This window comes from Thioalkalivibrio sp. ALE16, assembly GCF_000381305.1.
Taxonomy (GTDB): Bacteria; Pseudomonadota; Gammaproteobacteria; order Ectothiorhodospirales; family Ectothiorhodospiraceae; genus Thioalkalivibrio.
In genome coordinates, this window is sequence record NZ_KB906354.1 from 162123 (window position 1) to 173552 (window position 11430).

Annotated in this window: 11 protein-coding genes; 7 read left to right on the forward strand and 4 right to left on the reverse strand. The window is 65.7% G+C overall.

Features of this window, described 5'->3' with window-relative positions:
* The first annotated feature begins 142 nt into the window (after positions 1-142).
* The 5 genes from F627_RS0100795 to F627_RS0100815 all read left to right on the forward strand — a co-directional run bounded on the left by F627_RS0100795 (position 143) and on the right by F627_RS0100815 (position 3276).
* Positions 143-493, forward strand: a complete 351-nt coding sequence (locus F627_RS0100795; RefSeq protein ID WP_018867728.1) for a hypothetical protein — start codon at positions 143-145, stop codon at positions 491-493.
* A 16-nt stretch (positions 494-509) separates the two neighbouring features.
* Complete coding sequence (locus tag F627_RS0100800) at positions 510-1022, forward strand: peptidylprolyl isomerase (protein WP_018867729.1); 513 nt, start codon at positions 510-512, stop codon at positions 1020-1022.
* Positions 1023-1112: 90 nt separating this feature from the next.
* On the forward strand, positions 1113-1277 hold the full coding sequence (locus F627_RS17095) for a hypothetical protein (RefSeq protein WP_017942944.1): 165 nt from the start codon (positions 1113-1115) through the stop codon (positions 1275-1277).
* 209 nt (positions 1278-1486) lie between these two features.
* A complete protein-coding gene (locus F627_RS0100810) occupies positions 1487-2899 on the forward strand; it encodes a hypothetical protein (protein WP_019583007.1) in 1413 nt (470 codons plus the stop codon).
* Between the two features lie 80 nt (positions 2900-2979).
* Positions 2980-3276, forward strand: coding sequence for a hypothetical protein (locus tag F627_RS0100815; RefSeq protein WP_018867731.1), 297 nt, complete (start codon positions 2980-2982; stop codon positions 3274-3276).
* A gap of 112 nt (positions 3277-3388) precedes the next feature.
* Here the strand turns inward: F627_RS0100815 and F627_RS0100820 are convergent, their stop codons facing one another.
* Positions 3389-4447, reverse strand: coding sequence for a porin (locus F627_RS0100820; RefSeq protein WP_019583008.1), 1059 nt, complete (start codon positions 4445-4447; stop codon positions 3389-3391).
* A 224-nt stretch (positions 4448-4671) separates the two neighbouring features.
* Here F627_RS0100820 and F627_RS0100825 point away from each other — a divergent pair, with 224 nt between their 5' ends.
* Positions 4672-6783 (forward strand): TonB-dependent receptor, encoded by a 2112-nt coding sequence (locus F627_RS0100825; RefSeq protein ID WP_019583009.1) that lies wholly within the window; start codon positions 4672-4674, stop codon positions 6781-6783.
* A gap of 70 nt (positions 6784-6853) precedes the next feature.
* On the opposite strand, the gene F627_RS0100830 is transcribed toward F627_RS0100825, so the two are convergent.
* Together F627_RS0100830 and F627_RS0100835 are read right to left on the reverse strand one after the other, a co-directional pair.
* On the reverse strand, positions 6854-7582 hold the full coding sequence (locus F627_RS0100830) for a rhomboid family intramembrane serine protease (RefSeq protein WP_019583010.1): 729 nt from the start codon (positions 7580-7582) through the stop codon (positions 6854-6856).
* Between the two features lie 188 nt (positions 7583-7770).
* Positions 7771-9276, reverse strand: coding sequence for a SulP family inorganic anion transporter (locus tag F627_RS0100835; protein WP_026331984.1), 1506 nt, complete (start codon positions 9274-9276; stop codon positions 7771-7773).
* Between the two features lie 264 nt (positions 9277-9540).
* On the opposite strand from F627_RS0100835, the gene F627_RS0100840 reads away from it, so the two are divergent.
* Entirely contained in the window at positions 9541-10029 is a 489-nt protein-coding gene (locus F627_RS0100840) for a universal stress protein (protein ID WP_018880902.1), read from the forward strand.
* 192 nt (positions 10030-10221) lie between these two features.
* Here F627_RS0100840 and moaA read toward each other — a convergent pair whose 3' ends face one another.
* On the reverse strand, positions 10222-11226 hold the full coding sequence (gene moaA / locus F627_RS0100845) for a GTP 3',8-cyclase MoaA (protein WP_019583012.1): 1005 nt from the start codon (positions 11224-11226) through the stop codon (positions 10222-10224).
* Between the last annotated feature and the right edge of the window lie 204 nt (positions 11227-11430).

The window sequence follows — 11430 nt, forward strand, 5'->3', positions numbered from 1 at the left end:
GGGCCGCAGCCGGCCTCGCCACCATGCTCGGCAGCCGCGATGACCCACGCGTTCGCGCGTAGATCATCCCTTTCAACCGCCACACCTGAGGGTTTTCAATATGACCAGTGCAGCTGAAGCACAGACGTTGCCGGAGACCTCGATGAACATCATCGACCACTCCGACCAGGAGATCCTCGAGATTGCCCACCCCATCTGGAGCGACCTGATCAAGCACTCCAACAAGGGGCAGTACGGCAAGTTCGTCCGCCGGTTCTCCTACCACCTGCTGTTTGGCCTCAACGAGGTCGAGGTGGGCAAGCAGTTCGCCCAGAGCGAGTTGACCCGCAATCTCAGCGAGGACTGGGATTTCCTGGGCATTATTCGCCGTGGCGAGCATGTCACCGTCCTGTATCGCGTGCGCAGCACGAAGAAGGAGGGCGAGTGGCTGGGCCGGATGGTCCTCGGCTACGAGGAAGGCGAGGTACGCATCTTCGGTGCGTCCATTTTCTGACAATGCGGGACTGTTCATGACCGAAGTAATCAAGGACAACAAGTACGTCGAGCTGAACTACCAGGTGATCGACCAGAAAACCGGCCAGGTGCTGACCGAGGTCGAGTTCCCGCTGGGCTATGTCCACGGCGTCAACGAGGTCCTGTCGCCCCAGGTCATGGGCGAGCTGGAAGGCCGTGCCCAGGGCGAAACCATCGAAGTGCCGATCGACTGCAACGCCCTCTATGGCCCGCGCGACGAGTCGCTCGTGATCACGGACGCGATCGAAAACGTGCCGGAGGAGTACCGCGAGGTGGGGACCGCCATCCTGATGGAGAACGATCGCGGCCAGACCAAGAGCTTTTTGGTGACACGGCTCGACGACAAGACCATCACCATCGACGGCAACAATCCACTGTGCGGCCGTCAGGTGATCTTCAAGCTGAACATCCTGCTGGTACGCGATGCCACCGACGAGGAAATCGCACACGGTGGCAAGGTGGAGTCGGGCCCGGAGATCGACAGCGGGCGCGCGGTCCCTATCGAGTGATGGAGCAGGCGTTCGGCGCGTGAGTATGTCGGGGCAGGGCGACGCCAGTTCTCCGCCCCTCTTTTTTCATCGAAGCGAGGTGAATGCACCATGAGTCAGCAATCCGACAAGAAGCACCCGGAAGTGCCGGACGGCAAGTCACGCTTTCTGGTAACCCGGCAGATGAAGCCCAACGAAAAGGGCTTCGTCGGCTACGAGACCATCTGGGAACCCTTCCAGAAGGAAGCCGAGTACCAGACCCCCAAACGTCCGTGACGCGGCCAGCCGCCGAACCCCCCGGATTTGGCGGCTGTTTTTATCCAGCCGGTCCACAGGGCGGCACCTCGCCGATGGTGATGGGGCGATGGTGATCGGCCGGTCAACGGGCGTTCGCCGGATCACGAAAGTTGATTGACCGGGCTCGCGGCTAGCCTTCTATCAATCCTGCGGCACGGAAGCCGAGGTCTCAGCAAAGGAATGCGTTCATGAAGCGTGCATCTCTCGCGGGCGTCCTGCCTGCCTTCGCCCTGGCGCTTGCCACGGGCTGCAGTTCTTCCTATCCCGATCAGGCCGAGTTCGACTTTGGCGAGCTGCCCATCGCCGATCAGGCCCAGGCGCGCGGGCTTCTCGAGGAGGTCGAGGCCGGCTGGTCGCTGACCGTATCCGTCGAGGCCGCCGTAGCCGACCTGGAGCCGGCCGCGGTCCACCTTGAGGCGCTCTCCGAACAGCTGGCCGCAGAGACGGTCTCCGATCTGACCCTGATGGTGGAAGGCGAGCCGGCCGACCAGTTGCAGGCGGCCTATGCCACCTTCACCGACAAGCGCCGCGCCGTCCATGACAACTTCGAGCGCGAGCAGGCAGAAGCGCGCGCGGAACTGGAACAGGCGCGCGAGGAGCTGGCGGCCGAACGCAGCGAGCTGGAGGAGAACCTCGCGGCCATCGACGCCTTCGTCGAAGAGGAGCGCGAGGCGGTGGAAGCGGTCGAGGCCGAGATCGAGGCCCTGGAAGCGAAGCAGGCCGAGATTGCCGACTCCGTCCTCGCCGCACTGAACGAGGCCATCATGGAGCACGAGCTGCCGGTGCGCCCGGTGGCGCGGTTCGACGGCTATTCGTGGCGCTCCTGGGAGGTGGACGCCAGTCGCTCCTGCCCCAGTGCCGACAGCCCTTTACAGATCGATGCGCGTGCTACCCACGGGGTGTGCGTGATGGTGTCCGGCCGCCCGTATCGCGGCGGCGAAGCCGTGAACGCGCAACTGGACCCGATCCTGGCCTCCGGTCTGCTCGACTACTACGAACTGGACGAAACGATTGGCGTGACGGGCGGGTTCCGGCGGCGCGCACCCGAGGGCACCCTGCGGGCCGACCTGGCCGATGCCCGCAAGGTCCTGGACGATCGTTTGATCGTGGCGGAAAACCGCTTTGGTACCCGGCGCGACCTCGGCCGCGAGGAGACCCTCCTGAACCGCCGCGCCACGTCGCTGGATCGTCAGCAGCAGCAACTGGAAAACCAGAGCGTGCGCAGCTTCGAGTATTCGGACGAGCGCTCGGCGCTGCGGTCCGCCGAGCAGGCCTACGGTCAGGCGTTGCTGGCGCAGACGGTGGCGGCGCATGTGCAGCCGGTGGGCGACATGACCGCCGATCACGTATTCCCGCTCGGGTCGCGCGATAGTACCGCCATCCTCGTCATCCAGACCCGCGAGCGCGGCCTGCGCAGGGGCATGGATACGGTCCTCACGCTGTTCCGGCTGGAGCTCGCCGATGCCTATGCCGACTATGACCGTGTGCCGATACACGCCGAGCGCGACAACATGGCCTTTGCCCGCTTCCGCGGCGAGGCGACCCGGGACGAGGCAAACCGGCGCGTCTATCTGGCCCTGGCGCGCGAGCTGACCCGCTAGCTTCGTGTCGGTGAATCCGCGTTTCCCCGGGTCCAGACTCGGGCACGACCTGTTACCTGCAATAACTCAGGAGGAGTGCAATGATGATCAAGAAAGGACTGGCTGCGGCGGGCGTCGCGTTTGTACTGGCGGGGTGTTCTGGTGGTGGCCCGTCGACCGCCGACATCGAGGCGGTGATGGCCCAGATGGTCGCGGCCAGCGGCCTCGGCGCACAGGGCGTCTCGGTCGATATCCACAGCAGCGACTGCAGCGAGGTGGACGGGGGCGTCTTTGACTGTCAGGTGGATGCCACGGTGTCCGCTGGCGGGTACTCGGAGGATCTCACCGATCGCCTTCGGCTGGTCGAGGGTTCCAGTGGCTGGGAACCCGCCTTCTAAGCGCGCCCGACGAAAGGCCTCCCACAAAACTAAAAGCCCCGCCGGGGCGTAGTCCGGCGGGGCTCGTAAAACGGGGACGGCGGTCCTGGCCGCCGGCCCCGGTGTTGCCAGGTCAGAAGTCGTAACGCATGCCAATCGAGAACGCGGTGGCGTTCTCGCCGGCGGCGCCGCCGGGGCCGGAGGAGCGCGCGGCGCCCCAGGGCGTCAGGGCCGAGGCATCGTCGTTGTCGACCATTGCAATGTTGCCGTAGAAGCGCAGGTCGCTGTCGAGGCGGTATTCCAGGCCCAGGGCGTACATCGTCGCGTCAGCATCAGCCAGATCGGAATCCAGCTGGAAGACGTGACCGTTCAGGTACATGCTCGGGGTCAGGCGGAACTGGCCGCCCAGGCCGTAGATGTCCGCTTCGATGTCAGGGGTTACAAAGACATCCGGGTCGGTGCTGACAGTTCGCGTGTTGTCGACTTCCGAGTTCTGATAGAAGGCGCCAATGCGGAAGGCCGGGGTGATGCGGTAGCCGACGGCCAGGCGCCAGGCGTCAGGATCGTTAGCCCCATTCTCCTGCTTTTCATAAGCCAGGGCGCCGGTCAGGTCGCCCATGCTGAGGTTCAGCGAGGTCGAGTAGGCCTTGTTTTCTGCGCCATCCCCGGTCGTGGCGTCGCCGGTCTCGTTGGAGTACTGGATGTTCCAGGTCAGGCCGCCGAAGCTCGGGGTCTGGTAGTGGATGCTGTTGTTGAAGCGCTCGTCGTAGCGGCCGTGAGCCGTGGTGCGCGTCAGGTTGCGCATGTCGCCAACCTGGTCGCCAAAGAAGTTGGCCGGGCCACGGGCGCGCTTGAACGGGGTGTCGAACTTGCCGATGCGGAGCATGCCCCACTCGGAGCCCTTCAGGCCCACAAAGGTGTCGCGGGTCGCGAAGTTTGTGCCGTTGGTGTCGAAGTCGATCTGTTGTTCGATCTGGAACATCCCGACCAGCTGTTCGCGGAACTCGCGCTCGCCCTTGAAGCCCAGGCGGCTGGAATTGCTCGAGACATTGAACTCGTTGTAGTCGGCGCCGTCGTCGAGGACATCGGCGGACAGGTGGGCGCGGCCGTACAGCGTCCAGTCGGCAGTGGCCAGGGCCGGTACGACCAGACCGGCCGCAATCAGGCTGGTCAGCAGTTGCTTGCGATTCATGGGTTTCTCCCCTATTGGAATGTGCAGGTTGGCGAGACGCGAAGCCGTCCCGACAGGGCGCAAGCATGGGGAGCGCGAGTGACGTGTCCGTTACGGGGCGGTGAAGATCGCGTTAAAACGCGACACTGTTGCGCAAATGAAACACCTGAGCCGGGAACCTGCCAGCGAGGGGCGAGTCCTCTGAAGAGCGGGCAGGCTCGACGCCCGCCATGATGCAGTACCGAATGGGAGGGACCGAGGTGGTGCGACGGCCGGATCCGACGTTCTCTGGACGCGTACGCTGGCCGCTATTCGCCGGTCTTCTGGTGGCGGCCACGGCACAGGCCGACGACGAAGCACTGGTCCTGGATCCCGTCGAAGTCACCGTCACCGCACCCAGGCTGGCCACGCCGCTGGCGGACCTGCCGGCCGCGGTATCGCGCGTGGACGAGCGCCAGGCGACCGAGGGGCGGCAGGGCCTGCAGCTGGACGAGGCGCTCAATCGTGTGCCGGGGCTGTTCGCCCAGAACCGCTACAACTTTGCGCAGGACGCGCGCATCTCCATCCGCGGCTTCGGCTCGCGGGCGCCGTTCGGGGTGCGCGGGCTACGCATCCTGCAGGACGGCATCCCCGAGACCACCCCCGACGGCCAGTCACAGGTGGACGCGATCGACCTGCTGAACCTGCGCGACATCGAGGTGCTGCGCGGACCCAGCGCCGCGCTGTACGGCAATGCCTCCGGAGGCGTGATCTCGGCGCGCACCCGCGACGGCCGCGACCCGCGTGGCTTTGGTGGCGGGGTGCTGCTGGGCAGCTACGGTTATCGCCGCGCCGAGGCCATCGCCGAACAGGACCACGGGACCCATCGCTACTCCCTGACCGCCCACGATTTCGCGATCGACGGCTACCGCGACCAGTCCACCGCCGAGAAGCGCTACCTGCGCCTGCACACCGCCTCGGAGCTGGAGGCCGGCACGCTGAACTTCCACCTGCGCTACCTCGATGCCCCACGCACCGACGACCCCGGCGGACTCACCCGCGAGGAGATGCGTCAGAACCGGCGAGCGGCCGCCCCGCTGGCCACGGCCCTCGACAGCACGCAGGAGGCCGAGCAGCTCACGACGGGGCTGCAGTGGGAACAGTCGCTCGGGCCCGGCGAGCTGCGCCTCGGGGGGTTCTGGACGCAGCGCGACTACGCGCAGCAACTGCCATTCCCCGGCGACTCACGGGTAGCCTACGAACGATACTTCTACGGCCTCAACGCCCAGTACGAACAGGACATCGGACCCACCCGGGTGCTGACCGGGATCGACCTGGAAGAGCAGCGTGACGACCGCACTCGGCGCTGTACGTCGGGTACTTTCACACCGGGGCTGGACTGTGACGAAGACGAAGTCGTTGGAGATCTGGCCCTGGACCAGCTAGAGCGCGCCCGCTCGCGAGGAGTGTTTATACAAACCGACACCGCGCTGGGGTCGGACTGGAACATGGTGCTCGGCGCGCGCCACGACCGCATCCGCATGTCCATCGACGACCACTTCTCTGACCGGGTCGGCGAACCGGATCGCTCGGATGCGAGGACCTTCCGCGAGACCAGCGCGATGGCGGGGCTGATCTGGCACTTCCAGCCGGACTACCGGGCCTACGTGAACGTGGCCACCAACTTCGAGACCCCGACCTTCACCGAGTTCGCGAACCCCGAGGGCGGGGGTGGCTTCAACGACGCCCTCGACCCCCAGCGGGCACGCAGCATCGAGGTCGGGATCCGCCGCGAGACCGGTCGCCTGGCCTGGGATGCCTCGGTCTACGCGACCCGCGTGCGCGACGAGATCGCCCCGTTCGAGGAGCCCAACGTGGACGGTCGCACGTTCTACACCAACGCCGGCCGAACCGCGCGCAACGGTTTCGAGCTGGCGGTCGACTGGGCCGCGACCGAGCAGTGGACGCTGTCCAGCGCGCTCAGCCTGAACGACTTCCGCTATCGGGATTTCGTGGACCAGCAGGGTGAGCGGCAGGATGGTAATCGGCTGCCCGGGCTGCCGCGCGAGCAGCTGTTCGTGGAGGCCGACTGGCGCCAGGGCCCGTACTTTTTCACCATCGATGCGCTGTACACGGGCGGGCGCTACGTGAACGACGCCAATGACGAACGGGTGGGTGGGCAGACCACGCTGAACCTGCGCGCGGGCCGCCATTGGCAGGATGGCAACGCCCATGTCGAGGCCTTCGTGGCCGCGAACAACCTGCTCGACGCGGACCACGTCGACAATATCCGCATCAACGACGGCAACCGCCGCTATTACGAGCCGGCCCCGGGCCTGACCCTGTTGGCGGGGATGCGTATGACCTTCGGACGCTAGCGCCTGCTACCCAGCCGGGTCTCGCGTCGTCACTGGCAGATCTCCGCGAAGCGCATCAAGACAGGCCCGGCTAGCCGCCGCGCCCGGGCCCCTCCGGTGCTTCTTTCGGCTCGATCTCGTCGAGCCGCCCCTGTTCGATCTTGCGCAGGGTCTCGGCGTCGGTGGGGTCCTCGTCCTCCCAGTCATGCCGCCGATATACCGGGAACGGGTCGCGGCGATAGAGGAACCAGCCGCAGACCGCACCGACAACCGCACCGAACAGGTGGGCCTCGAACGAGACCCTGGGGCCGCTGGGGAAGACGCCCCAGATCATGCTGCCGTAGAGAAACAGGATGATGATGGCCACCGCGATGGACAGCGCATCGCGGCGGCGAATCCCGATCACCACGGCGAAGAACATCAGCCCGTGGGTCAGGCCCGAGGCGCCAATGTGCAGCCCCTCGCGGGCAAACAGCCAGACGCCCAGTCCGCCCATCAGCCAGATCATCGGGACCGCAACGCGGGTGGCGCGCGGGAAGCCGTAGAGCGTGAGCATGCCGAGCACCCACAGGGTCGGCACATTGGCGAGCAGGTGGCCCCAGGAGCCGTGGATCAGCGGCGAGGTGATGATACCCAGCGCCCCGACCGCGTCGCGCGGCAGGATGCCCAGCCGCGACCAGTCCCCGCCGACCAGGTCGTGCAGGGCATGGATCACGATCAGGAGGGCGGCCCCCAGCATGGGCCAGAGCAGCGCGCGCCGAATCCGCTCGCGCTCGGCCCGGGGGTCGGCCGGGGGTGCCGGCCGGCGAAGGTTCATCATCCGCCTAGCCTGCCACGCCTGGACAAGAGGTCCAATCTCTCCAATCCCCCGGCGCCGCCACGGGCACCGTCATTGCGAGGCCCCGCAGGGGCCGCGGCAACCTCCTGAAGCTTGCGCAGCGTCGGGGTCCGAGCGTCTCGGAAGGAGGTTGCTTCGTCGCTGCACTCCTCGCAATGACGGTGGCGGCGCTAGTGCTCGCCCGGCCCCGGGTCAGCGCCCTTGTCGTGCAGCGCCAGCCTGTCGTGGAGTTCGCCGCTCTCGCCGCGCGGGGCCTTCACTTCGACCTCCATGCCGTTGCGGCGGAACTTGCCGACGACCTTGTCGATGGCGGCCACCGCCGAGCTGTCCCACAGCGAGGCGCGGGTCAGGTCGATCTCGATGTGATGGATGCCCTCGCGGTAGTCGAAGCTGTCGATGAACTTGTCCACGGCGACGAAGAACAGTTGGCCGCGCACGGTGTAGATGCGCGTCTGGCCGTCCTCGGACAAGGCACTGGTGACTTCGACCGCCTTGACCATCTTGCGCGCGAAGAAGATCGCCGAGAGCAGCACGCCGGCGAACACGCCCAGCGACAGGTCGTGGGTGATCACGGTGGTGCCAACGGTCACGATCAGCACGGTGGCGTCGGTACGCGGCAGCTTGTGCAGGGTGGTCAGCGAGCCCCAGTCGAAGGTGGCGATGGAGACCATGATCATCACCGCGACCAGCGCGGCCATCGGGATGATCGAGACCAGGTCGCCGAGGAACACGATGAAGATCAGCAGGAAGATCCCCGCCGACAGCGTGGACAACCGCCCCAGCCCCCCGGACTTGATGTTGATCACCGACTGGCCAATCATCGCGCAGCCCGCCATGCCGCCGAAGCAGCCGGTGACGATGTTGGCGATGCCCTGGCCCTGGGCCTCGCGGTTCTTGCCCGACGGGGTGTCGGTCAGGTCGTCGAGGATGGAGGCGGTCAGCAGCGACTCCAGCAGGCCGACGATCGCCAGCGCGAAGGCGGTCGGGAAGATGATCTGCAACGTCTCCCAGTTCAGCGGGATATCCGGGAACAGGAACACCGGCAGGCCGTCCGGCAGATCGCCCATGTCGCCGACCTCCAGCGTCGGCAGGCCCATGAAGTAGACCACGACGCTGAGCACCACGATCGCGACCAGCGGCGGCGGCAGCAGCTTCGGATAGCCCGGGATCATCGGCAGGCCGTAGAGGATGAGCAGCCCGGCGGTGACCAGCGCCCACATGGTGGTGTCGCCATCCACCAGGTAGGGCACCTGCGACAGGAAGATCAGGATCGCCAGCGCATTCACGAAGCCGACCAGCACCGTGCGCGGGATGAACATCATGTAGCGCGCGAGCTTGGCCCAGGCGAACAGGATCTGGATGATCCCGGTCAGGATGGTCGCGGCCAGCAGGTACTGCAGTCCGTGCTCGGCGATGAGTGTCACCATCAGCAGGGCCATGGCCCCGGTCGCGGCCGAGATCATCCCGGGGCGCCCTCCGGCGAAGGCGATCACTACCGCCATGGTGAAGGACGCGTACAAGCCCACGCTCGGGTCCACCCCGGCGATAATGGAGAACGCGATCGCCTCCGGGATCAGGGCCAGCGCGACCACGATCCCGGCAATCAGGTCGCCGCGCACATTGAACAACCAGATCTTGCGCTGGCGGGACAGGAAGTCTTGTAGGGTCTGCTGCACGTTACGTTCCCCAATACCGATGCGCGCCGAAGCCGACATGCGTCGGGATCAACGGGTGAACGAACAGGTACCAGAGACTTGTGCGAAGTAGCCGGGCCCGGTTGCCACCAGTGGATGGCGCGGTTGCAAGCGGTTCAATGCCGGTACAGACTGAAACCGCCAGGAAAGGCGACAAAGTCTAGCACTTCATAAGCCCGTCCTGAAGTTTGCCGCCCCGCTCAAGCCTTTGCCGGGGCCCTTCCATGCGTTCAATTGGGGATCTTCATGCTGCAGCGCGTCATCATCGCCGTCGACTTCTCGCCCGCCTCTGCCGCGGCCCTGGCTGTTGCACGCCAGCACTGCCCTGGGGCGAAGAAGCGGCTGCTCTATGTGATGAAGCCGTCGGACGTGGCAGGGCCCAGTTCCGCTGGTGCGTTCAGTGGTGCGGGGTCGTCGCCCCTGAATGCAAAGGAAATGCGCCATTCGGCGGAAGAAAAAATCCGGTCGCAGTTGCAGGAGTGGGCGGAGGCAGATGACGAGGTCGCCATCGCCGTGGGCAGTGCGCCGGAGGAGATCTCCCGTCATGCGGAGGAGTGGGGCGCGGATATGATCGTGATGGGGACCCGCGGGCGCAGTCAGATCGCCAACATGCTCTCCGGTTCCGCGACCGAGTGGCTGGTGCGCAACGCCCGCCTGCCGGTTTTGGTCGTGCACGACGTGCCGCTGTCCGACTCCATGAAGGAAAAGCTGCCGCCGGAAGGCGCCGTCGACTGAGCCCGATCGCCGTTCGCCGACACGTAGAAGGCCCGCTTTCCAGCGGGCCTTCCTCGTTCCTGTGGAATGCTCGCGCGGTGTCGAGGCCCCAGGCATGTAGGAGGCCAGCCTTCTGGCCGATGGGACGCTTGTCACACCCCATCGGCCAGAAGGCTGGCCTCCTACGGGATCGGGGCCAGCCCCGCCGTGACGCTAGCCGCCGGTCATGGACATGAAGCGCATGACCTTTTCCGGGCGCTCGGAGAATTCGTGGCGTTCCGGTTTCAGGTTGATGGCCTGGACCACCAGATCCTCCAGTTCGGAATCGGTGCAGCCCTCGCGCAGGTAGGGGCGCAGGTTCAGGCTGTGGTCGTTGCCCAGGCAGGTGTAGATGGTGCCGTCCACCGACAGGCGCACGCGGTTGCAGGTATCGCAGAAGTGCTGCGAGATCGGCGTAATGAAGCCGATGCGCACCGGCGTATCGGGGATCTGCATGTAGCGCGCCGGGCCGCCGCCGGGCATCACGCCGGGTACCAGGTTGTAGCGCTGCTCCAGACGGGCGCGCACGTCCTGCAGGTTCACGTAGTGACCCTCTTTCGCCTCGCGGCCGGTGTCGCCCATCGGCATGGTCTCGATGAAGCGCAGGGTGAAGCCGTGCTCGATGCAGAAGTCCACCATGTCCTCGACTTCCGGCTCGTTGATCCCGCCCATTACCACCATGTTGATCTTGATCGGGTCGAGCCCGGCGGCCTTGGAGGCCATCAGCCCGTCCAGGACCTTCTCCAGCTTGCCGCCGGTGATCTCCTTGAAGACTTCCGGCTTGAGCGAGTCGAGACTGACGTTGATGCGCGCCACGCCGGCATCCTTCAGTTCCTGGGCATGGCGCGCCATGCGCGTGGCATTGGTGGACAGCGAGATGTCGTCGATGCCAGGCAGGGCGTTCAGGCGTGCGGCCAGGTCCGGGAGGTTCTTGCGTACCAGCGGCTCGCCGCCGGTCAGGCGCACGCGGCGGGTGCCCAGACGTCCGAAGGCTCCCATGACGCGCTCGATCTCCTCGAAGCTGAGCCAGTGATCCGGCTCCTCGAAGTCGCGAAAGCCCTTGGGCATGCAGTAGAAGCAGCGCAGGTCGCAGCGGTCGGTGACCGAGAGGCGGACATATTCGATGCGGCGGCCGAAGGCATCCACCAGTGCGTTCTCGTCCTTGAGGGGCTGTTCCATGGGGTGCTCCGTCCTGCCGATGGGGGCGATATGTTTCATCACACACATCGTAGACCACTTCTCCGAGAACGCAACAACAATGCCTCAGAATCGTTGCGGCAATAAACAAAATCTCTCACAGATAATTTTATCTTATTCCAAGATAAGAACTTTTCGTTGGCCAAAAGCCCGGCTTATGGCCAATATGGCCCATGAATAAGCAAA